The sequence below is a fragment of the Cyanobacterium sp. T60_A2020_053 genome (assembly GCA_015272165.1).
Lineage (GTDB): Bacteria > Cyanobacteriota > Cyanobacteriia > Cyanobacteriales > Cyanobacteriaceae > Cyanobacterium.
The window spans coordinates 20,301-44,273 of record JACYMF010000039.1; the positions used below are offsets into that span (position 1 = coordinate 20,301).

The following is a 23,973-nucleotide window of genomic DNA, read 5'->3' on the forward strand; positions in this document are numbered from 1 at the left end:
TAGTTGACAAATATGAGGTTCTACTATTTGTGTATAGGTAAGGGGTTTAAAACCCTTGTTATCATAAACTCTCCAGAAATACAGGCAAGATGCCTGTTTCACCGTGCAAAAATCCTAATTGTTGGAGAAGTTTAATACTCGCGCGCTGGGCTTGTATTATTGAAGATCATTACAGCGAAAAACGGGGTAAATCTAGCCCGATGGATATTGAGTGGGCAAAAGATGGACAAACTGGAGAGTTATTTATTGTCCAAGCGCGCCCCGAAACTGTACAATCTCAAAAATCAGGCAACGTCTTAAAAGATTATAAGTTAATTGGTAGCGGTGATGTGTTAATTACTGGTCGTGCGGTGGGTGAAATGATTGGGCAAGGTTTAGCGCGCGTCATCCTTGATGTACACCAAATCAATCAGTTTAAAGAGGGTGAGGTGTTAATCACTAATAAAACCGACCCTGATTGGGAACCGATTATGAAAAAAGCTAGTGCCATTGTCACTAATCAGGGTGGGCGTTTTCATTCTCAAAAATGTTAGTTTCTCAAACTAGCCAATAATCTGAAATTCAGAGGTTTTTAACTACTAATAAATCAATTAATAGTAAAAAATCCTCCTGTCTCCCTGAATCTCCCCCCTTTTTAAGGGGGGTTGGGGGGGATCATCCTTATATTGTCTTCTTGTCAAAAACAAATCAATTTTGATCCTGACTTTGAAAACACCCTGACTAATCAGGGTGGGCGCACCTGCCATGCGGCAATCATCGCCAGAGAAATGGGTATCCCTGCTATTGTTGGTTGTGGTAATGGAACAGGGGTATTACAAACAGGTCAAGATTTAACGGTATCGTGCGCTGAGGGTGAAGAAGGTCGGGTTTATGATGGTTTGATTCCTTTTGACATTGTGGAAACGGCGCTGGATAATTTGCCGAAAACTAAAACTAAAATTTTGATGAATGTGGGCAATCCTGAAGAAGCATTCAAATTGGCTTCTATTCCTTGTGACGGCGTGGGTTTAGCTCGTTTAGAGTTTATCATCGCTAATCATATTAAAGCGCACCCCCTCGCTCTTATGCACTTTGATCAGTTACAAGACCCTTTGGTAAAACAGGAAATTGCTAATTTAACGAAAGGTTATGACAATAAGGCTGATTTCTTTGTGGATAAAGTGGCACGAGGGGTGGGCGCTATTGCGGCGGCTTTTTATCCTAATCCCGTGGTGGTCAGGATGTCTGATTTTAAATCTAATGAGTATGCTAATCTGTTGGGGGGCGCTGATTTTGAACCGAAAGAAGAAAACCCCATGATTGGTTGGCGCGGCGCTTCTCGTTACTATGATGAAAAATATCGAGACGCTTATGGCTTGGAGTGTCGGGCGCTGAAACGAGTGCGCGATGACATGGGTTTAACTAATGTAATTCCCATGATTCCATTTTGTCGTACTCCCTACGAAGGTCGTCAAGTTTTAGCAGAAATGGCAAAACACGGCTTAAAACGGGGTGAAAATGGCTTACAAGTCTATGTCATGTGTGAAATTCCTAGTAATGTCATTTTAGCGGATCAATTTAGTGAAATTTTCGACGGTTTCTCTATTGGTTCTAATGATTTAACTCAGTTAACCTTGGGATTAGACCGAGATTCTTCCTTGGTAGCGCATATTTTTGACGAACGCAATCAAGCGGTTAAAGATATGGTAGCGTTAGTTATTGCCAAAGCGAAACACAATGACCGAAAAATCGGTATTTGTGGACAAGCGCCTAGTGATTACCCTGAGTTTGCTCGTTTCTTGGTTGAGTTAGGCATTGATTCCATCAGCTTAAACCCTGATTCGGTGTTAAAAACTTTACTGGATATTGCTAAGTTGGAGGAAAGATTGGAGAATAAATAGGGGTTGATGAAAAAGTAGAATCATGATGGTAATGGATAATGGATAACTAATTCTTCATCTGTTATCCATTACCGATTAATTCTTACTCTCCTTCTCCCTTTCTCCCGTGCTTCCTCTGCTTCCTCTTCCAAAATTTAGATTTTTGGTTCAACTTTGCAAAAATCTTGCTTTCTCCCCTGCTTTAAGACAGCCATAGACAAGAGAGACAGGGGAAATTTTTAAACATCCAACTCCATCAGATTTAATCGTGGGCCATGGGTTTCGATAAACTCTCGGCGAGGCGCAACTTTATCACCCATCAACACTGTGAAAATTCGATCCGCTTCTAGCGCATCCTCAATTTCTACCCGTTTCATCATGCGCGTTTCAGGATTCATGGTGGTATCCCACAACTGTTGGGGCATCATTTCCCCTAAACCTTTAAATCGCTGGATATTGTAGTTAGCATTCGCTGGAAACTCAGCAATTTTTTGCTGTAACTCCCGATCACTATAACAGTAATAATGATTTTTACCCCGTTCTAATTTATAAAGAGGAGGACAAGCAATGTAAATATATCCTTGTTGCACTAATTCCCTTTGATAACGGTAAAAGAAAGTTAATAAAAGTGTACGGATGTGGGCGCCGTCCACATCAGCATCCGTCATAATCACGATATGATGATACCGTAACTGACTAGAATCAAACTCATCTCCTCTGATACCTAATCCTAAAGCAGTAATCAAAGATTGAATCTCATTATTCTTATAGATTTTCGCATCATCAGTTTTTTCGATATTCAAAATCTTACCTCTGAGGGGTAAAATCGCTTGAAAACGTCTATCCCTTCCCTGTTTGGCACTGTTGTGAACAAAAATACCACTAGCTAAAGCAAAATTATGGGTATGAGGTACTTCTATATCATAAACATCCATTAATTCCGTGATCGGTTCAATTTTGACAACCCGATGATTATAATTAGCTACAGCTTCTAAAACTTTATCTTGATTGCCATTGAAATAACGTTCACAAAAAGTCTCTAGTTTTAATAAAGATTTATCCCCTGTTTGTAAGCGATATTGATTATAGACTTCAAAATTAGCATACCCATAGTCAATTTCAATCTGCTTGAGAGCAGAGAGAGTTTTATTGTAGTAAGTTTTTGATAATGCTTGAAGGCGTTTCTCCCGAAATTCAGAGGTCCATTGTTTTTTAGTTTCTTCCCTTCTCCAGTTCAATAAATCTTCATCTTGCCATTGTTTTTTCGCCAAATCAGATAAATCTTGACGAGCAGAAGGATTATTTTGATAAAATTCCTTTACTCTCTGACTTTGAGTTTGACAATTATTTTCATCACTCCAATAGAGTTGTTGAGCTTCATATAACTGTTGAGCATTCTTCTCACGGTATTCAGGGTTATTATTGTAGAAATCAAGCCATTTTTTGCCCATATAAACTTTATACTCTACATCTTTCCATTGAGCTTTTGCTTGAGCAGATAATACCTCACGAGTATCCGATTGTTTCATTCTTTCACTCATAAAAGCTCGATATTCATTAGTTTGATGACTTTTGCGGGCTTTTTCGATGACATCTGGACGGTGTAATGTATGTTTAATGTGACGATGGTGTAACGCTAAATGTTCTTCTGGTGAAAGTCGAAGAATATTTTTAGGACTGTTATTGAGCTTATTGAAATCGATATGATGTCGGTGGCTACCCTGACTAGCTTGATAAATTCCATGTTTAAGATTGTAAAAATCTGCTAGTAAATGAGTATAAACCCATGATTCATCACTCCAAACCATTTCATAACCATCCAAACCAGCACCAGTTTCAGCATTTTGTTGAGACAATTTACGATACAAAGGCATCAAAGAGTCATCAGCCGTTAAATGTTGAGCTTGTTTGTAACTGCCATCTCGCAACATAAAACGATGATCTGGTGTACAGATTAACTCCTCACCATTATCTAAAGTCAATTTGATAACCTCAGCATTTTTCTTGGTGATGCGAGGATTAATGATCTTTTCGACACAAACCTGACCATTTTCATTGACAGTATAACAAAAATGTTCTTTTCCTTGCTTTTGTTCAGCGACGACATCTTTAAAACTAATATTTCTGCCATCGGCTAAAGCGATGAGAGTGTCTCCGGACCAACAGCCCCCCGCACTATCTCCTTCCACGAGGAAAATTTCTGACTCTGAAGGGTCTCTTGTACTACAATCTGCTAATTTACCGGGTAAAGGAGAAGACTCTAACACCGATTTACGTCTGACTAACTCCCTAGCGCGCCTCGCCGCTTCCGCCGCCTTAAAGGCTTGTACAGCTTTTTCGATGATACTATCACCCACATGGGGATTAAATTCGAGATATTCATTTAAGACCTCACTAACCAGAGAGTCAACAATACCTCTTACTTCTGAGTTGCCAAGTTTGGTTTTGGTTTGTCCTTCAAATTCTGGGTCTGGTACTTTGACGGAAATCACCGCTGTTAGACCTTCTCGGACATTTTCTCCCCCCAAATTAGGCTCGTTTTCTTTAATTTTATTGCGTTTGCGCGCCACATTATTTAAGGTACGGGTTAAAACCGTTTTCAATCCTTCTAAGTGAGTACCACCATCAACCGTGCGGATATTATTAGCAAAACCTAAAATAGTATCACTGTAGGAATCAATACACCATTGTAGGGCGACTTCCACCTGTACACCATTTTTCTCCCCCTCCACATAAATAATATCAGAATGTAATACCTCTTTGTCCCTCGTCATATAGGTTACATACTCTTTGATGCCCCCTTCGTAACAGTAGGTTTCTTGTCGTGGAGAAGTAACACGATAATCAGAAAAAGTGATTTTTACTCCGGCGTTGAGGTAAGCTAATTCTCGTAATCTTCCTGAGAGGGTATTGTAATCAAATTCAGTGGTTTCTGTGAAAATTTGTGCATCAGGTAAAAAACATATCGATGTACCTGTAGAATGTTCTTGGTCAGGGGATGCGATTAACTCAGTGACGGGTATTCCTCTTTCGTAGCGTTGTTGATGGATATTACCTAAGCGCCATACTGTCACTTGTACCCACTCAGAAAGGGCGTTAACCACTGATATACCTACTCCGTGTAGCCCCCCTGACACTTTGTAACCGCCACCACCAAATTTCCCTCCAGCATGGAGTACAGTCATCACGGTTTCCAGCGCTGATTTTTTGGTGGTAGGGTGAATATCGGTGGGAATACCTCTACCATCGTCAGTAACTCTTACTGAACCATCGGCGTTAATATCGATCTCAATGTGGGTACAATGACCTGCTAAGGCTTCATCGATGGAATTATCCACTACCTCATAAACTAAGTGATGCAGTCCTCTAGGTCCTGTAGTACCTATGTACATGCCCGGACGTTTTCTGACCGGTTCTAAGCCTTCGAGAACTTGAATTTGCTCTGCGCCGTAGTTTGAGGTTTGTTTTTCGATAGCCATATTTTATATTCCTGTTTTCAAGGCTTATTTAGGGTTTTTTAACCTTGAATGATATTTTACTCAAAATTTATAACTCAGTATAGTTTAGCACTATTTAAAGCCTATTTCAGCTAATTTTTACTATAGAGTTAGTGGACAATGGATCATTGATAATGAGTAATCGTGGGTTTTTACCTGTCACACTCGTATAAATTTATTATTGCCCTTTACTCTTTGCCCTTTTAACTACTTTTCAAGCAAGTTTTATTCATAAGGAAATTTAAGAGTAAAAATAGTGCCTTTTTGCGGTTGAGAAATCAAAGAAATATTACCATTCATTGCTAACACTAAAGTTTTGACAATAGCTAATCCTAATCCGCTACCGCTGTCATAACGAGTTCTGGCTTCATCCATACGGTAAAATCGCTCAAAAATACGATTTTGATAAGCTAGGGGAATGCCAATACCATGATCTTCTATTTCAATAATAATATCTTCTTTTTTACTTACTCTAATTTCAATTAGGGTATCGTCAGAGGAGTATTTAATGGCATTATCTAATAGATTCAAAAAAATCTGTTTAAAACGGTTAATATCAACTTTTATATTAATATTTTGATCCTCAATGGATAAAGTTATTTGTCTTTGGCTATATTGTTGAGCCATAGGGATAATTTCTCTTAATAATTCGCTCAATTTAACTATTTCCATTTGTAATTTTATATTACCGCTATCTGCCCTTGCTAATTCTAATAAATCTTGTAATAGTTGCACCGTGCGCCCTGCTTCTGAATTGGCAATGGTTAAGGCTTCTTTTTGAGTTTTAGTTAAATTATCTCCCCTTCTTAATAAACTTTGTAAGTAACCAGAAACAATGGTTAATGGAGTTCTTAATTCGTGGGAAACATTACTTAATAACTGTTCTTGATTATCCCAACTTTCGCCTATTTTCAGTAATAATTCTTCGATAGTCAGGGCTAATTTTCTGACTTCGGTGGGCGCTTGGTTAAATTTTAGGGAAACTTCTTTTAATTTGTCTGGGGAAATATTTTTAGCAGTTTTGGTTATGTTATCTATAGGTTTAAGGGCTAAACAAATATAGGTACTGGTAGCGTAAATAATGGCTATGTTAGTTAAAAATATAATCAAAAATAAGGTTTTTAGTAAATCATTCAATAATAGTTGATCATCATTAATATTCTGAGCTACATATATTGTTTGTAAATTTTTTTCATCAAAACTAATTTTCAATGAACACATAAGCCAATATTGATTACTAATATTAAAAATTTTTGGTTGATCAGTAATATTTTCTACGGTGGTAATTTCTGGTGATAGATTATCGGAATAAGTTGTTATTTTGGCTTGATCAGTTTTAATCCACAGCAATGTTTTTGGGCTGGAATAACTTTTAATTGTTTTATCTAAAGCCTGTTGCGGTGAATACATTTCTTGATAAATTTTGACATCATTAGGTATTTGTTGAGCAAGATTATTCAGGTGTTTTTCATGACTCATAATTAGACGATTTTTCATTTGCCAACTCATGGCAAAAGCAACACCAGTTAAGCCAGTAATTGACAAAATACTAATACCTAATATTAAGCGAGTTTTTAGTGAGTTAAAATCTATTTTTCTTTTGATAAACACTTTTAATTTATGCTGTGGCAATCCTAGATGAGTTGTGGGATTATTTTTGTAATTAAGGGGGGTAACATCGGGTTAGAAGTCCAAAATACTTTGAAAATATATTATTTTTAGGGATGTTTATTTATTATCAAAAAATGTTGTGTAAAGTTTACAACTTAGTTATATAGCGTTTTTCATGGTTATGAGGTACAAAATAAAATCAAAGTCTGCTCGATTAGAAAGATTTGAGCGTACCTCATAAGTGTAGAAATTGCTATAAAAAGATTATGTCTTCGTAATTTACCCACCGTGTAATGAATTACACGGCTGACGGGCAGATCGTTCAATAAATTGAACTAAGATATTGATATTACTAATTTGTAAGTGTTCAAGCAAACTTGATATAAGATAAAGACCTTTCCATAAACTATTAAAACGTTTTTAACTGATATTTTACTGAGTTTGGGCTTAAGGCTTTTCTATAATTAAATGATGGTTTTCGACTCTTACCAGCGCCCTCCGCCCTATACTAGAAGTCTGACTTTTATTTGGTGCATCGATTAACTGGACGACTGCCTCTATTTGCTCGAAACTGGGCATTTTAGTTAAATTTTGAACTAAAAATAATTTTATCGCCCTTCTTTGCAATGCTAACGGCTTTTCCTGTAATATTTTACGGTCGATAGTATGACGATTAATTGTCCCTAGAGTTAGTAAAAGTTGGGCTTGGTGATGGAGATATTCCCCTTCAGCCTTGAGAATTTCGGCGGTATGGGCGAGATGCTTTTCCACTTGGGGATTAAAATGATGTTGCAGATAGGGCATCAATTCCAAGCGAATGCGATTACGGCGAAACTGTTTATTGTCGTTGTAAGTATCCCACCAAATGGGTAGCTTAAACTGCTGACAAAAATCGAGGGTATCCTGACGGGAAAAATTGAGCAGAGGGCGCGCCAACCCTATGCTATCACTCAGGGGACGACTCCAATCAAGCGCGCTTAAACCGTCACTTCCAGCGCCCCTCAACAGGTTATAAATCAAGGTTTCAGCCCGATCCGTTAAAGTATGCCCTGTAATAATATAATCGTAGGCTAATTCTTGTGCCAATTCTGTTAACACTTGATAACGCCATTGTCGGGCGCTAGACTCATTTTCCTTAATGGGGTGAAGGGCGCTGATAACCTGTAAATTTACGCCCCAATCATGACAAATTTTCTCTAAATGTTCAGGTAAACCTTGATCTAATGCCCAACGGTGATCACAGTGTGCTAACATACACTGCCATGACCATTTTGGCTGTAAATCTAAGATTAAACGAGCTAAACAAAGGGAATCTTGTCCTCCTGATATGGCAATTAAGATTTTGCTGTTTTTTGGTAGAATTTGCCTACATTTGAGAGTTTGATGTAATTTACTATGGTAATCGCTCCAAATTGCCTTCATTTTTTATCTAGGGCGCTAAAAAACAGGGTTTTTGCAAAGTCGAATCAAAAATCTAAATTTTGGCAGAGGAAGCAAAGGAGGCATGGGAGAAAGAGGAGATTTTTTCTATTTTATTATGTCAAGTTCGTTTTATCACTTATAAATTAATTAAAATGATTTTAGTTCAATTTATTGAACGAGATACTATTAGCCGTGTAATTCATTACACGGTGGGTAAAGTACGAAGCTAGAATCTATTTGTAATAATTTCCCTTGCCCCTTGCCCTTTGGAATAATTATCAATTGTCAATTAATTCCCTAGCCGCCGTCAACATCTCCTCAGCAATATCTTTCATATCCTCCCGATTGGTGAGATAAGTGGATAAAGCAGAATAAGGATCAAGATTACTACCTTCTCCCAACTCAGGTAATCGGCGCCGACTTTCTTTCGTAACAACATTAGCCCGAATACTCTTGGTATGGGCGGATTCTAAGGCTTCATTAATAATTTTTTGGTCAATATCATCTAATTGGGTGGAGTGCGCTTGATAAATTAACCTTACCACTGCCGACTCAATGGAATGCTTGGCAATTTCCCTGAGAATATCCCGCAAAGGATTTTCACTCTTAGTAACATCAATTTCTATGGTACAAAAAGGACGAGCAGGTAACGGGCAAAACTCCCAGCGCCCTTCACCGTTACCCTCAATATCAATTAAAACATAACCTTTATCTTCCTTTTCTTCCGAAAAATCAACCCTTTCAATACTTCCAGCGTAAACCACAGGAGGATTATTACGAGGATTAAGATTTTGATGTTTATGAACATGACCCAGCGCCACATAATTAAACTCAGGGCGAATTAATAAAGATAATGGTATTTGAAAACCCTTACCCACCGCCAAATAACGCTCCGCGCCTAATTGCGCCCTTTCTGCCATCAAATGCCCTAGTAAAATAGTAGGAATTTCAGGATTTAAACGACGTATTTCCCCTTCTAAAGCTGCATTGACTTTCTGGATTAATAATTGGTTAATTTGCTCCATAGTCATATTAGCAGTTTTCTCTTTCGTCACCAAAACCGAACGAGTTAACCAAGGTAGAGTAATCACCTGAATTTTCCCCGATTTGGTTTCTAGGGTATGAGTTGCCAACTTTTCTCCCACAATAATATTAGGCACACCCAAACTATGATAAATAGATAAACTAGCGCCCCCCACCCCATGACTATGTTGATCATGATTACCCACCAACAACACCGTAGGAATGTCAGCTAAACGGCGAAACTCCCTAGCAAAAGCTGATTGGATGTAGGGCGCTGGGGTGCTATCAGGAAACGCATCCCCTCCAAATAAAACTAAATCCACCGGTTCATTTATAGCACGATCAATACACAGACTCAAACTATGTAAAAAATCTTCAAATCGAGTATTTAAGCCAGTTTCAGGATTAATTTTGCCATGGGAATAGCCACTACTTAAATGAATGTCGCTGAGATGTAGTATTTTCATAAGCTATTCTTTAAAAATAATCTTAATTCAATTTCTTGAACTTAATCTAGGTAGCCGTGTAATTCATAACACGGTGGGTGTAGGGCGAAGACATAAAAAGGGCAAAGGTTGAATGAATTATGAATTATAATCTCCCTCCCTTCTCCCTTTCTCCCTTTCTCCCCTTCTCCCTTTCTCCCCCATCTTGCCTGTCTTTCTGGAGAGGTATATTGATCAATTTTCGATAAGAAAATTAAACCCCTCAGCCATAGTAATACCATAACTTATAAAATAGCATTACGATCCAATACTAATAAATTTCTCAACTGATCAGTATCTAAATCTGTTAACCAATCCTCACCACTATTAATAGTTTGTTCTGCTAACTGTTTTTTACTCTCCAAAATATCATTAATTTTCTCCTCCAAAGTACCACTGCAAATAAACTTATGTACCTGTACATTTTGAGTTTGACCAATGCGAAAAGCTCGATCCGTAGCTTGATTTTCTACCGCAGGATTCCACCAACGATCATAATGAAAAACATGATTTGCTTTTGTTAAATTTAATCCAGTTCCCCCTGCTTTTAACGATAAAATAAAAATAGGAGGACCTTGCGGATCATTCTGAAAACGATCAACCATTTCCTGCCTTTTTTCCATTTTTGTAGTACCTGATAAAAATAAAACTTCTACCCCTAATCGTTTCTTTAAATAAGGCTGTAAAAGATTACCCCATTCAGTAAATTGTGTGAAAATTAAAGCTCGATCTCCTTCAGCTACAACTTCTTCGAGCATTTCTTCTAATCGTAAAAGTTTACCAGACCTTTGCTCAAAATCTAAATCATCTTCCTTCAAAAAATGACTGGGATGATTACAAACCTGCTTTAATTTCATCAATAAAGTTAATACTAAACCATGACGCTGAATACCTTGAGCATTATTAATTTGTTCTAAAGAATTATCTACTAATTTTTGATATAATTGTGCTTGTTCAGAAGATAAACCACAATAAACATTCATTTCCTGTTTTTCTGGTAAATCTTGAATGATATTTTTATCAGTTTTTAACCTTCTTAAAATAAATGGCTGTACTAAACTTCTTAATGTCTTCAAAGAATCTTGATCGCCGTACTTTTCAATAGGTAAAATAAAACGGCGCTGAAAAAATTGTTGATTACCCAAATAACCCGGATTCAAAAACTCTAAAATAGACCATAATTCTGATAAACGATTTTCTACAGGAGTACCAGTTAAAGCCACTCGAAAATCAGTATTTAACTGTCGAATAGCTTGGGTTTGTTTAGCTTGAGGATTTTTAATATTTTGTGCCTCATCTAAAATTAACCCCTGCCAATCTGCCAATTTTAAACTGTCTAAATCACGAAAAACTAGGGCATAACTGGTAATAATTACATCACTATTTTGAGCTTCTTTGACGAAATCCTTGCCTTTTTTTCTTTGCTCACCATGATGAATAATTGTTTTTAAACTAGGAGCAAATTTTTTAATTTCTCTTTGCCAATTATTGATAACCGAAGTTGGACAAACAATTAAACAACATTTTTCCAAAAGTTTATCTTGTTTCAATTTTAATAAAAAAGCAATTAATTGGATAGTTTTACCTAAACCCATATCATCAGCTAAACAAGCACCTAAATTCCATTTTTCTAAGAAATAAAGCCAACTAAAACCAGCTTTTTGATAAGGTCTTAAATCTCCATGAAAACCTTTTGGAGTAGGTAAAATTTTAATTTTTTGATAATCATTAACACTATTAATCAACTCAGAAAGTGCGCCACTGCTTTCAAAAGAAACTACTGGTAATTTAGCAATCATTTCGTTATTGCCACTACTAAGACGTAGTGCATCTTCAACGGTTAAATTAATGTTACTATTGGCTTGAGAGAGAATATCTTGAGCTGCTTTCACATCAGCAGGTTGCAAAGCTAACCATTGCCCATCAACTTCCACAATAGGGGATTTTTGCGCTAATAAACTTTGAAACTCTTTATTAGTTAAAACTTTATCCCCAATAGCTACTTTAAGATTATAACTAAGCAAACTATTTAGATTTAAACGCTCACCTTTTTTAAGATTAACTTTAGCCTCAATTTTCACTCCTAAACGTTTTTCCCCAGCGCCCTCCGTCAAACCATCGGGTAAAATAATACCTAAACCATTATCTTGCAATTGCCACACTGCACCTCGAATAAATTGATAAGCGTCAATGGCATTTAAAGCACAAAAATTAGGCATTGGCTGCATCAAACTTTCAGCAATGGGAGAATAAATTTTCGCAGCCAATCCTAAACCTTTTAACAAAATTTCTTGAGAGTTTTCGATGCGCCTTTCACCAATATCTAAATCAGGATGAGGATGTTGCCAAATTTGCTCAGAAGGCACTAAAAAATCAGGATTATCAATGGCTTGTAAATAATAATCTAAACGCCAATCATCATATTTATTTTCTTTTGCTGGAGGCGGAGTTAACTTAAAACAAGTACGATATTTTTTCTTAGCTAGTTGAAAATCTGCTGTAATTAAATTATCCTGAATAGGTAAAGTCCAATGATCAAAAGCCATCTTTAAACGCTTACTTTCATTAGATGGTAAATCACAGTAATTAATATCAGTTTTACTTAAAGAATTTAACCAAGGTTCAACTGTTAAATTAACTCCTGTATTAATGGGAATATCTAATAATTCTCTTAATTGTAAATCGATAATATCTGTTAAAATTCCTAAAATTAATTCTTGAGGATCAATAGTAGGAGATTCTTCAGAATCAACGTAACAGCGACAAATAGAAGGCATTGTTTGAGTAAATTTAGTCAGGCGCACTTGATCTTTATTACTATCTAGTAAAGGTTGCCAAACACTACAGTTATTCTCATCAATAGTTGGTAGAAATTTTTGACGACAAATTAAATCTAAACTCCAGCGATAAATATGACTCCAAAACCTTAAATCTGAGCCAATATTTTCATCTTCTCTTAGGGGTAATTGTTGTAGTAAAGCTAAACTATTTTTAATATCTAATTTCATTCCTCGCACTAGCCAAGGATATAAAATAACAGTGCTTAGTTTATTTTCGATGGTAATGAATTGTTCATAAAGTAAAGGTACCACTGTTTTAGAACGAGGCTTTTTTTGAACAGGAAATAATACTAATTGTTCTTCATTTTGATAGTTGTCATCATGATTGATATTATAATTATTTAAAGCAGAAATTAAATGGTTGATAGCATCACTTTGAAAAGGATAATCATAAATATCTCTAGTTTGTAAATCATATTTTTCTGAGCCTAATTGCTTCCATTCTTCATACCAAATAAAAAAGTATTTCTGCTGGTTTTTGATGATGAAACTACCGTGCAACATTGACATAGATTTTTATTTTTATAAGAAATTATTAAATTAATAATAGTTAATTGAAATCAAAAGGGCAAAGGTAAATTTGAAATTTACACTGCGATTAAATTTAATCACCTCTTACGGCTCATTTTAGATGAATAAACCACGTTTTTTGTTTCTCGCAAAGGCGCAGAGGCGCAAAGAGAATATTTGTGATAATCGCAAGTGTGGTTTAAGGAAATTAAAACTACTGTAAAAGAGGATTTTTTAAATCTTTTATTATTTGATAATTTTTAAAACGGCAACTATTTTCTATTAATAACTGATGTTAGGCAAAATATAGAATTAATTGTTGGTGTCAGGTGTCGGGTGTCAGGTATTAGGTATTAGGTTAAAGAATTGACAAGAAACTTATGTTTATTGATCTTTTTGTTGTACAAGAGTCTATTGAGGGAAGGGTTTTAAACCCGAAACCTGCTACCTGCTATCTGAAACCTCCCTTAACGTAACATTTGAATCAGTGCGTAACGTCAGTTAATAAGTTTTATAAATAGAAGAGCATATTTGAGTAGTTGTTTAGTAATATCAGTGATAAATTAAAAACACTTGATGATGAGTTTAATCACTAATAATAATATGGGTTTAGCATCTCAAGAATAATGAGTATAAAAGTTATTCTGTTTTGCTATAACCTTTAATCATATCATCTTAATGATCATTAATAACAAAATTGACAGGAAAAAGCATCGTCAGCAATTAGAGTTTGCTGAATAAATCAAAACCCTTGTCAAACAAAGGTTTTAAGCATATCTGTAAAGGTGTCAGGTATCGGGTATTAGGTTTGAAAATTATACCTGAAACCTACTCACCTTTAAACCTTTGCCCCTTGCCCTTTGCCCTTCACTTCATTAGCCTTTCACACCGCTACCCACATCACTGGGAATAATATATTTTTGTAGTATGATAAATAAAAGGATGACGGGCGCTATGGAAATTATCGATCCAGCCGCCACTAAACGCCAATTCAAATCAAGGGAACTGGCAAGGGTTGCAACTCCTAATGGTAAAGTATAGTAGTTGGGGCGATCTAACACAATGAGAGGCCACAAAAAATCGCTCCAAGCGCCAATAAAAACAAATATAGTAAGGGTAATGGTAGCTGGGCGTATGGCAGGTAACATAATATGCCACCAAATACCAATTTCGCTACAACCGTCAATCCTTCCTGCTTCTTCTAATTCTTTTGGCACTCCTAAAAATGCTTGTCTTAGTAAAAAGATACCAAATGCAGAGGCTAAATTGGGAAAAATAACGCCTAAATAACTATTTCTCAATCCAAAGTTGACGGCTAAAATATACAAAGGAATCATGACAATTTGAAAGGGAATCATAATGGTGGTGACAATCATGATAAAAATTATTTTTTTGCCTTTAAATTCTAATCTGGCTAGGGGATAGGCGGCTAAAGAGCAAAATAGTAAATTTAAACTAACGGTTAAAATAGCCACAATAATACTATTATTTAAGTATGTGCCAAAGGGATAATTTTGCCAAACGGTAATAAAGTTTTCAATGGTAATTTGTTTAGGAATAAAGTTGGGAGGAAAGGAAAATATATCTTCTCCTGCTGATTTAAAAGATGTTCCTAATAGCCATAATAGGGGAAATAACATTAATAGAGCAATTACTGTCAATATTAAGTAGATAATAATAATTTCAGCAGTTTTTTTTCTTGTTTTTGTCATAGTTAATTAGGGTTTAATGAAAAAGTGGTGTCGTTGAGGTAGGGAAAAGGGGAAGGGGAAAAGTCCGAAATATTTATCAATCAAAAACTTTAGTAAATATGACTAATAATATCAAGTTCAGATGATTAGTTATAAAAAGATTATATCTTTGCTCTATAGTCACCGTTTAATGAATTACACAGCTAATGATATTTCGTTCAATAAATTGAACTAATATGAAGTTTTAAAATCTTTATTATTGGATAACTAATTATTCATCGTCCATTATCAATTATCCATTATCAATTATCAATTGTCTTTTATTTTGTTTCTAGCCAATTATTACCAATGTGAATATCAACTAATAAAGGAATAGATAAATTTACCACATTTTCCATTATGTCTTTAATTTTAATGGTTAATTCTTCTTGTTCATCAGGATAAATTTCTAAGACTAATTCATCATGAACTTGTAATAATAATCTACTCTGATAATTAGTTAATAATTCTGCTATTTTCACCATAGCTAATTTAATTATATCGGCGCTTGAACCTTGTATGGGAGCATTGGCGGCGGCGCGTAGCATTTGGGCATCATAATTATTGAATTTTAATTCAGCTAAATTGATTGATTCTACACTTTCACCTTTTAACTGGTTTGAAGGGCGCTGGTTAAAATAAAAATATCTTCTTCTGCCTAAAATTGTGGTGACATAACCATTTGCTAATGCTTCTTTTTTCATGGTTTCTAAGTAATTAAATACTTGAGAATATTTTTCCCTATAAATTGTAATAAATTTTTGTGCATCAGCCACAGAAATACCAGTTTGACGAGAAAATTTCTGAGCGCCCATCCCGTAGATAACGCCAAAATTGATAGTTTTACCTAGATTTCTTTCCTCGGAGGTAATATCTTCTTTTCCTAATAATAATTTAGTGGTGACAGCGTGAATATCTTGGTTATTTTGATAGGCATTAATCAAAATAGGCTCTTGACTTAAATGGGCTAAAATTCTTAACTCAATTTGTGAATAATCAGCACCTAAAAACAACCAGTTGTCTTGAGGGATAAATGCCCGTCTAATTTGCCTAGAAAATGCTGTACGAATGGGAATATTTTGTAAATTAGGATGAGAAGAAGATAATCGCCCTGTGGCGGTAACGGTTTGATTATAGTTAGTATGAATGCGTTTAGTTTTAGCGTTAACTAAGGTTGGTAAAGCATCAACATAAGTCGATTTTAGTTTAGAAAGGGTGCGATGTTGTAAAATTTGTTCGATAATAGGATGATCTTTTTCTAATTTTTCTAAGATGTCTTGATTGGTAGAATAACCTGTTTTAGTTTTTTTAGTTTTACGAGTATCTAAACCTAGTTTATTGAATAATAATTCACTTAATTGTTTTGGGGACGAAAGGTTAATTTCTTCTCCAGCTAATTCATAAGTTTTACTTTCAATGGTGACTAAATATTGATTGATTTCCTCTGCTAATTGAGATAAGTATTCTTGGTCAATTTTTACGCCAACTGTTTCCATTTTTGCTAGTATTGGCTCTAATTTTACCTCTAAAGCAAATATATTTTTTAAGTCGGTAATATTTTTTAATTCTTGTTCTAAAACTAGAGTTAATTTATAGGTAGCAAGGGCATCTAATGCACAATATTCAGCACTTTTAGAAATAGGCAAATCAGCAATAGTTTCATTTTTTCCTAATTCTAATTGATCATAATCTAAGGAAATAGTATCAGTTAAATATTGACGACAAAGGCTACTTAATTTGTGACTTTGTTCGGGTTGCAAAACATAACTGGCTAACATGGTATCAAAAACAACTCCTTGTAAATTAATACCATGATGATGAAAAATTAAGCGATCAAATTTAGCATTTTGTAAAGTTTTTGGATAAATTTCACTACTTAAAATTGGTTGTAATTTTTCTAAAACAAATTTCAATTCTAATTGTTGTCCGGCTGTATGTTGTAATGGAATATAAGCGGTTTCATGGTCATTTTCACCCCAAGCGCACCCCACCCCAACCAAGCGCCCTTCCCTGACATCTAAAGAGTCGGTTTCTGTATCCCATGCCGTGGGTTTTTCTCGGTCTTTTTGCTGTTGTAAAATATCAATTAATTGCTCTAATTTTTCTTCTGTATCAACGATTAAAGGTTGAATAACGGTGGAGGGCGCTGGATTATTAAACAAAGATAATTGACTATCTTCTTTTTGCTCATTTTCTTGACTAATTTTTAATTCATCTCCTCCTAATCGAGCTTGAATTTTATTGATTTGAGCAATAAAACTCCTTAACTCTAACTCTTCCAAAAGATTCAAAGTTTCTTGACTATTAAAACCCCTTAAATAATAACTTTTTATATCATTATTTACCTTGACATCTGTAACGATTTGTGCTAAGAATTGAGAATGTAAAGCAGACTCTTTTCCTTCAATTAATTTTTTTTTATTTGCCCCTTGAATGTTGTCAATATTGGCATAAATATTACTGAGATTATCATACTCAGCTAATAATTTTACCGCCGTTTTGTCACCGATTCCCCTAACTCCGGGTATGCTATCCGATTTATCACCACAAAGGGCTTTATAATCAACAATTTGACTAGGCTTAACCTCTAATTTAGCAAAAACTTCCTTCTCATCAAATTCATCATAAATACCCAATTTTTTTTGGGGATAAAGTACCGTAATTTTTTGCTCATCATTAACTAATTGAAATAAATCTCGATCTCCAGAGACAATTTTTACAATGTAATTTTCCTTCACCGCTTCCGTGGCAAGACTACCGAGAATATCATCAGCTTCATATCCAGCGCCCGTCACCGTAGTAATATTGAGACAGTGAAGAAGTTCATAAAGATTAGCCAAATCGGTAATAAAATCTGACGGCGTTTCTCGACGATCTGCCTTATAATTACTATCAGCTTGATGGCGAAAAGTTGCCTCTTTCAAATCAAAAGCCACCGCCAACGCTTGGGGTTGATAGGTGTCAATTAACTGAAACAAAGAATTGAGAAAGCCAAAACAAACACTGGTAGGAATACCTTTAGAAGTATATAGCGCCCCTGAGCGCGCTTTAGCAAAGGCATAATAAGCACGATAAGCTAGGGAATGTCCGTCAATTAGCAAGAATAAGGGATTCATTTAGTGGCTCTTGTACAGTAGTTATGATAAATTAATTTTTAAGGAGAGGAAATTAGACATAGGCGATGGTGATAATTGATTACTCATAAATCAATTAAAAATAATCTTAGTTCAATTTATTGAACGGGATACTATTGGTTCCGTGTAATTCATTACACGGTGGGTAAAGTGCGAAGAGATAATATTTTCTGTTGTTTGATTTTTAGATAAATTAATCTTGTTTACCAAACCAATAACCCTTGCCGTAAATAGTGTGAATGAGAATAGGTTGATTTTTCGATTCTACCTTGCGCCGTAACAAGCGCACCACCGCCACCACCACATTACTACTCGGCGCTTCATCTTCTGACCATAAATATTGGTAAATTTGTTCTTGGGTAACTAACTGATGAGAATTAAGCAAAAAAAACTCCAATAACTTAAACTCCTTTTCTGATAGTTTTAGTAATTTACCATCACGATAGGCTAATTGACTAAGTTGATCTAACTCAATATTATTTAAACGGAGAAGATGACTAGACAACTCTTGGGGCTTTTCTTCTTTTCCCGTGCGCCGTAAAAGCGCCCTTACCCGTGCCAATAATTCCCGTAACTCAAAAGGCTTAATCAAATAATCATCAGCGCCCGCATCCAATCCCAAAACACGATCATCGAGGGTATCTTTAGCAGTTAAAAACAAAACGGGAGTATTAGATAAAGTTGCATAATTAGCAGTGGGATTGCGTAACAGCAGACAAATTTCTAGCCCCGTGCGCAAAGGTAGCATCCAATCGAGAATCACCAAATCAAAACGATGGTTAGTTAATAACTCCAAAGCCTTGCCACCATCACAAGCATATTGCACCTCATAGGCTTCGTGGCTTAAAATCGCCGTCAAACTCGCTCCCAATTCTAATTCATCTTCCACCAATAAAATGCTACTCATAATCAGGATTTATTTTCCAAAGTAAACTAGAAATTAAATTAGTGACGATGTGCGCCGTGATGGGAATACAAAGGTTATCAGTAAAATAGACACTAAAACCAAACATCAAGCCAATAATGGTTGCCCACAAGACATAATGCCAATTAGCTTGATCATTCCAGTGTAAAACCCCAAATAAAAAACTAGAGAGAATAACAGCGCCCCAGCCGTAACCAAAAGCCGGTATCATCAACCCACGAAACAATAATTCTTCACTCAAACCGGGTAATAAGCCCACCCAGATTAAATCAGGAATAGCTAAAGGAGTGATAATTAAATTGAGATATTTTTTCGCGCTGAGACGATAACCCAACCAAAGTTTACTTACTATGGTGCTTAAACCAATTACCAGAGCCCCCAACAATACACCTTTTATGAGGCTTTCCCCGTCAGCGTGGAAAGGCACAAGGGCAATATTTCCCCACCGTTGCCATACCTGAGTAATCAGTAACAAAATTATTGCCGTTACCCCCATTAAAACTAAAATTTGGGTACGGCTTAAAGATTCTAAATTAGGTTGATTATCATTCATGAAAATAATTGATAATTGATAATTGACAATGGATAATTAATTCTTTACCTACCAATTAATTCATAATCTTCCTCTGCCTCCCCTTCTCCCTCTGCTTCCCTTTCTCCCTCTGCCTCCCTTTCTTCCCTTTCCATCCACAAAAATCTATGATTGCTCATCGGAGGAATCAAGGGGTTGATAGTCAACATATTCCGTTCCCACAGAGGAGACAATATCTTCTGGTGATTTAGGACGACGGGGGGGGCGAGAAGAAGAGCGCTGGGTGTAGTCACCACGACTAGGACGAGAAGGAGGGCGCTGGGTATAATCATCACGAGTTGGACGAGAGGGAGGGCGCTGGGGGGTTCTTCTAGGGGGAGTATCGTCCCAAGCATCTGGGTTGTCATCCCAAGCATCATCATAACCACCACGAGCGGGGGCATTTCTGGAGGGCGCTTGGTCATAACCGCCACGGGAAGGGGGGCGACGACGAGGCGCCCTCCCCTCTTCCACAGAAGCACTACGACGAGTATTATTACGGCTAGGGCTACCTTGTAAACGGCGACGGTCGGGGATTTCTTCTTCATACTCATCCTCATAACCATCAATGCGATCTAACTCAGCCCGATAAACTCGACTCGGTGAAGGGCGCTCGTCTTCCACATAAGAATTACCTCGCCTCGCCTGTTGTCCAGTAGCGCCCCTCAAACGTACGGTTTCACCAGCAAAAAATACCGCAGAACCGGCTAGGAGCAGTTGGCAAAACTGTAAAATCGGGTCTAAACGCCAACCATGCCACAATAAAATACCTCCGCATAACAAGCCCACGGCGGCAAAGAAAATATCATGATCCCTTGATACTTCGGGACGTAAAGAACGTAAAAGGTATAAACCACCACCGGCTACCGCAAGGAAAATACCTAAAATACTTGCACTGTTAAAACCAAAATTAACCATTTGAAAAAACCCTTTTGCTGTCTCTGTTTATCTTAACTCAATGTCTTGTCAACAATTGATAATTGACAATGGATAATTGACAATTAATAATTAATTAGGGTCTGCTGAATAAATCAAAATCCTTCTTAAATAAAGGATTAAAGCAGAATAAAACCCAGAAAAAGTGTCAAAAATATGTTTTTTCTCTAAAAATACTGTATTTTTTCTATCCCAATAAAAAATTATTGATTCTAAATTCTAAATTCTACATTCCTTTCACGACTCCACTTTTTTAGAAACCCCTAAACACACTCATATACTTTGCCATTCATCAGAATACGAGTAATACCTTTAGATTGTAAGCAAGAGGTAGTTTTTTGTAGAATTTTAGTATCAGGTAATTTAATTACTTTACCTTTACGGTCGCAGAATCTTTTTGCCACTCGGTGATTATCAAAAATTGGTAAGGTTTTTTGATTATTTTCTCCTAGAGGAATTTTACCTAATTCAGCAAATTCTTTCAGAGGTCTAGTCATTAATTCTGCGGTACGATCAATGGCTAAATAGCAATTACGAGCAAATTTTGCTTCCGATAGAGGTAAAACCTCCACTTCCTTAATGTTAATGGTGGATTTTATTTCTTCTTCTTCACCAAAATCATCATCATCAAAGTCTTCCTCTTCGTCATCTTCGTCCACATCTTCCCCAAACATGGCTTTGAGGGTGTTAACTGATTCTAAATTTTGCTCTTCTTCAAAATCTTCCTCATCATCTTTCATGAGGTTATTTGAGTCATTGTAGTAGTTATTTTCTTCTTCTTCTATTTCATTTTCTGTTATTTCTAGGGGATTATTAACGACATTTTTTACTTTGAGGATGGGTTTTTGAATGATTCTTTGGGGAGATTCCTCCATGGTATCAGGGGTGATAGTTTCTTGATTTTCAATCACCAAATCTTCAATATCTTCCCCTTCTGTGGTTTCTTCAACTATATCATTTTCAGGAGTTTGATCCCTTATAACTTCCTCAACAGCTTGATTTTCAATAATTTCATCTTCTATGGCTTCTTCAACGATGTCATTATTGCTATCTGTTAGCTGAGTATCTTCGGTAATGTCATCTAAAGAATTATTCTCTAAAACAGGGGTTTCTAAAGGAGAAATTTCTAACTGTTGAGATGATATTTCTGGGGTGACGGGCGCTGGAAACAACAAAATTTCATCAACAATGGTATCGGATGATTGTTTAGATTGTTTTTTGTGGGCTTTTTTGCGAGAATTAGCGCGCCCCAACCGTTTTTGTTGTACTAGGTCATCATATTCAGAGGGGGACAAACTAAGTTTGATAATACGACTAATGGTAGAATTAGTCACCCCAAAGCGCTCCGCCAGAGTAGATGATGTTTCATCGGTGTCACGGTATAGATTCAATATCTCTTGACGATCATCCTCAGAAAGTTTTTTGGGACTCATAATTCCAACCCCGCTTATTTATTTTGACTAAGTCTCATGCACTGTCCTTAATAATGTGACTTATTAGGGGCTAGTTTGTCAAGAATACTTGATTTGTATGATTGATTCAGCGTAATTTAGAGTTAAAATTCAGTGAGCAATGATTCACAATCGATAACAATAGGTTTAAACCCATTGCCTAGATGAATTTGATTATATCTGCCTAGTTAAATAGGTGGAATAATTGCTAATATTTCTGTCATTACAGGGAAAATAAGTTTAATTTTTATGTCTATTTTACACAATACCAAAGCGATATTAGTTTTAGCTGATGGCACAGCTTACGAAGGTTTTTCTTTTGGGGCAAAAGGTACTACCATGGGGGAAGTGGTTTTTAATACGGGAATGACTGGTTATCAAGAGGTTTTAACTGATCCTAGTTATTCTGGTCAAATGGTCACATTTACCTATCCTGAGTTGGGAAATACGGGGGTTAATCCGGAAGATGAAGAATCCTATAAACCCCATGTAAAGGGTGTTATAGCCCGTAATATTTCCCAGCGCCCCTCAAACTGGCGCTCTACCCAGTCTTTACCAGAATACCTCAAACAACATCAAGTAGTAGGTATTTACGGCATTGATACGAGGGATTTAACCCGTCGTTTGCGTTCTTCGGGCGCTATGAATGGCGCTATTTCCACGGAAATATTGGACCCTGAAGAATTGTTAATTCAGATACAAAGCGCCCCCACCATGGCAGGATTAAACCTCGTTAAGGATATTACCACCAAAGAAATTTACCAATGGACAGAAATTACTAATTCACAATGGGAATTTAATCCTAGGGCGCACATCAGCGATGAAGAAACCTTTACTGTAGTAGCAGTGGACTTTGGTATTAAAAGAAATATTTTAAAACGTTTAGCTAGTTATGGTTGTCGTGTGATTGTTGTACCAGCGCACACCGCCCCGGCAGACATTCTGGCTTATAATCCTGATGGTATCTTTTTATCCAATGGACCCGGAGACCCTTCCGCCGTCGCCGAAGGCATTGCCACCGCTAAGGAGTTATTAAAAGCAGAAAAACCTACTTTCGGTATTTGTATGGGACATCAAATTTTAGGCTTGTCCATGGGCGCTGAAACCTTTAAACTAAAATTTGGTCATCGTGGCTTAAATCAACCGGCTGGATTGAGCCAAAAAGTAGAAATTACCAGTCAAAATCATGGTTTTGCTGTTACTGAAGAATCTTTAAGCACATCCGTAGAGATTACCCATTTCAACTTAAATGATCGTACTGTAGCTGGTTTGAAACATAAAACACTACCATTTTTCTCTGTACAATATCACCCCGAAGCTAGTCCGGGTCCTCATGATGCGGATTATCTCTTTGAACAGTTTGTTAAATTGATGCGCGACCATAAATCTAAATAGGGTTTGCTGAAAAAGTGCAATGGTGAGGTGAAGGGAAAAGGGCAAAGGGCAAAGGTTAGAAGATGACTAGGTTTCAGGCTTCAGGTTTCAGGGGTAATTTTCAAACCTAATACCTAACACCTGATACCTGACACCTTTACAGCATTGATTTGTTTTTGACAAGAAGACAATATAAGGATGATCCCCCCCAACCCCCCTTAAAAAGGGGGGAGATTCAGGGAGACAGGAGGATTTTTTACTATTAATTGATTTATTAGTAGTTAAAAACCTCTGAATTTCAGATTATTGGCTAGTTTGAGAAACTAACATTTTTGAGAATGAAAACGCCCTGCTTAGGAAGGGTGGGAAGGAAAATGAGAACGCCCTGATTTTTGTAGCGGTTTAATGAGTTACAATCAATGAATAAATGAAGAAAAAAAATAAAATAATGGTATAGATTATGGCTACCACGGCGGATGATGTTTGGCAACTATTGGGCGAATTAGCTATTGCTCAAAAAGAAACAGAAAGACGTTTTCAGGAGACAGAGAGACGTTTTCAAGACACAGAGAGGATTTTAAAAGAGCAATCTTTAGAAACTGAAC

Annotated in this window: 14 protein-coding genes and 2 pseudogenes; 5 read left to right on the top strand and 11 right to left on the bottom strand. The window is 36.4% G+C overall.

The window, feature by feature from the left end; translation table 11 throughout:
• Positions 1-131: 131 nt before the first annotated feature.
• A pseudogene (locus IGQ45_06025) lies at positions 132-512 on the top strand (phosphoenolpyruvate synthase).
• 207 nt (positions 513-719) lie between these two features.
• Positions 720-1,880 (top strand): annotated as a pseudogene (gene ppsA, locus IGQ45_06030) (phosphoenolpyruvate synthase).
• Positions 1,881-2,098: 218 nt separating this feature from the next.
• Here the strand turns inward: ppsA and gyrB are convergent.
• From gyrB to tilS, 3 genes are all read right to left on the bottom strand, one after another.
• The gene (gene gyrB / locus IGQ45_06035; protein MBF2056775.1) at positions 2,099-5,332 is read right to left on the bottom strand and encodes a DNA topoisomerase (ATP-hydrolyzing) subunit B; all 3,234 of its coding nucleotides are present in this window, start codon (positions 5,330-5,332) and stop codon (positions 2,099-2,101) included.
• Between the two features lie 249 nt (positions 5,333-5,581).
• The gene (locus IGQ45_06040) at positions 5,582-6,865 is read right to left on the bottom strand and encodes a HAMP domain-containing histidine kinase (protein ID MBF2056776.1); all 1,284 of its coding nucleotides are present in this window, start codon (positions 6,863-6,865) and stop codon (positions 5,582-5,584) included.
• Between the two features lie 549 nt (positions 6,866-7,414).
• Positions 7,415-8,380 (bottom strand): tRNA lysidine(34) synthetase TilS, encoded by a 966-nt coding sequence (gene tilS, locus IGQ45_06045; protein MBF2056777.1) that lies wholly within the window; start codon positions 8,378-8,380, stop codon positions 7,415-7,417.
• A gap of 68 nt (positions 8,381-8,448) precedes the next feature.
• On the opposite strand from tilS, the gene IGQ45_06050 reads away from it, so the two are divergent.
• The gene (locus IGQ45_06050) at positions 8,449-8,619 is read left to right on the top strand and encodes a hypothetical protein (GenBank protein ID MBF2056778.1); all 171 of its coding nucleotides are present in this window, start codon (positions 8,449-8,451) and stop codon (positions 8,617-8,619) included.
• 48 nt (positions 8,620-8,667) lie between these two features.
• On the opposite strand, the gene IGQ45_06055 is transcribed toward IGQ45_06050, so the two are convergent.
• The 8 genes from IGQ45_06055 to IGQ45_06090 all read right to left on the bottom strand — a co-directional run bounded on the left by IGQ45_06055 (position 8,668) and on the right by IGQ45_06090 (position 21,976).
• On the bottom strand, positions 8,668-9,879 hold the full coding sequence (locus IGQ45_06055) for an exonuclease SbcCD subunit D (protein ID MBF2056779.1): 1,212 nt from the start codon (positions 9,877-9,879) through the stop codon (positions 8,668-8,670).
• A 263-nt stretch (positions 9,880-10,142) separates the two neighbouring features.
• Entirely contained in the window at positions 10,143-13,247 is a 3,105-nt protein-coding gene (locus tag IGQ45_06060; protein MBF2056780.1) for a DEAD/DEAH box helicase, read from the bottom strand.
• Positions 13,248-14,122: 875 nt separating this feature from the next.
• Positions 14,123-14,959, bottom strand: a complete 837-nt coding sequence (locus tag IGQ45_06065) for a carbohydrate ABC transporter permease (protein MBF2056781.1) — start codon at positions 14,957-14,959, stop codon at positions 14,123-14,125.
• Positions 14,960-15,258: 299 nt separating this feature from the next.
• Positions 15,259-18,093: a DNA polymerase I gene (gene polA / locus IGQ45_06070; protein ID MBF2056782.1), complete on the bottom strand. Its 2,835-nt coding sequence runs from the start codon at positions 18,091-18,093 to the stop codon at positions 15,259-15,261.
• Between the two features lie 211 nt (positions 18,094-18,304).
• Positions 18,305-19,018: a response regulator transcription factor gene (locus IGQ45_06075; GenBank protein MBF2056783.1), complete on the bottom strand. Its 714-nt coding sequence runs from the start codon at positions 19,016-19,018 to the stop codon at positions 18,305-18,307.
• Positions 19,011-19,589 (bottom strand): CPBP family intramembrane metalloprotease, encoded by a 579-nt coding sequence (locus IGQ45_06080; GenBank protein MBF2056784.1) that lies wholly within the window; start codon positions 19,587-19,589, stop codon positions 19,011-19,013. Before IGQ45_06080 ends, IGQ45_06075 begins: the two co-directional genes overlap by 8 nt.
• Before the next feature lie 144 nt (positions 19,590-19,733).
• A complete protein-coding gene (locus IGQ45_06085) occupies positions 19,734-20,525 on the bottom strand; it encodes a Ycf66 family protein (GenBank protein MBF2056785.1) in 792 nt (263 codons plus the stop codon).
• 281 nt (positions 20,526-20,806) lie between these two features.
• Positions 20,807-21,976 (bottom strand): helix-turn-helix domain-containing protein, encoded by a 1,170-nt coding sequence (locus IGQ45_06090; GenBank protein MBF2056786.1) that lies wholly within the window; start codon positions 21,974-21,976, stop codon positions 20,807-20,809.
• A gap of 267 nt (positions 21,977-22,243) precedes the next feature.
• On the opposite strand from IGQ45_06090, the gene carA reads away from it, so the two are divergent.
• Complete coding sequence (gene carA, locus IGQ45_06095; protein ID MBF2056787.1) at positions 22,244-23,389, top strand: glutamine-hydrolyzing carbamoyl-phosphate synthase small subunit; 1,146 nt, start codon at positions 22,244-22,246, stop codon at positions 23,387-23,389.
• 439 nt (positions 23,390-23,828) lie between these two features.
• Positions 23,829-23,973 (top strand): DUF3782 domain-containing protein (locus IGQ45_06100; GenBank protein ID MBF2056788.1); only part of this gene is annotated, 145 nt, incomplete at its 3' end.

Excerpts from the sequence above, each read along its gene's own strand:
- IGQ45_06040 (MBF2056776.1), bottom strand. The coding sequence starts at position 6,865 with ATGAGTTGGCAAATGAAAAATCGTCTAATTATGAGTCATGAAAAACAC.
- IGQ45_06055 (MBF2056779.1), bottom strand. The coding sequence starts at position 9,879 with ATGAAAATACTACATCTCAGCGACATTCATTTAAGTAGTGGCTATTCC.
- IGQ45_06060 (MBF2056780.1), bottom strand. The coding sequence starts at position 13,247 with ATGTCAATGTTGCACGGTAGTTTCATCATCAAAAACCAGCAGAAATAC.
- IGQ45_06065 (MBF2056781.1), bottom strand. The coding sequence starts at position 14,959 with ATGACAAAAACAAGAAAAAAAACTGCTGAAATTATTATTATCTACTTA.
- polA (MBF2056782.1), bottom strand. The coding sequence starts at position 18,093 with ATGAATCCCTTATTCTTGCTAATTGACGGACATTCCCTAGCTTATCGT.
- IGQ45_06075 (MBF2056783.1), bottom strand. The coding sequence starts at position 19,018 with ATGAGTAGCATTTTATTGGTGGAAGATGAATTAGAATTGGGAGCGAGT.
- IGQ45_06080 (MBF2056784.1), bottom strand. The coding sequence starts at position 19,589 with ATGAATGATAATCAACCTAATTTAGAATCTTTAAGCCGTACCCAAATT.
- IGQ45_06085 (MBF2056785.1), bottom strand. The coding sequence starts at position 20,525 with ATGGTTAATTTTGGTTTTAACAGTGCAAGTATTTTAGGTATTTTCCTT.
- IGQ45_06090 (MBF2056786.1), bottom strand. The coding sequence starts at position 21,976 with ATGAGTCCCAAAAAACTTTCTGAGGATGATCGTCAAGAGATATTGAAT.
- carA (MBF2056787.1), top strand. The coding sequence starts at position 22,244 with ATGTCTATTTTACACAATACCAAAGCGATATTAGTTTTAGCTGATGGC.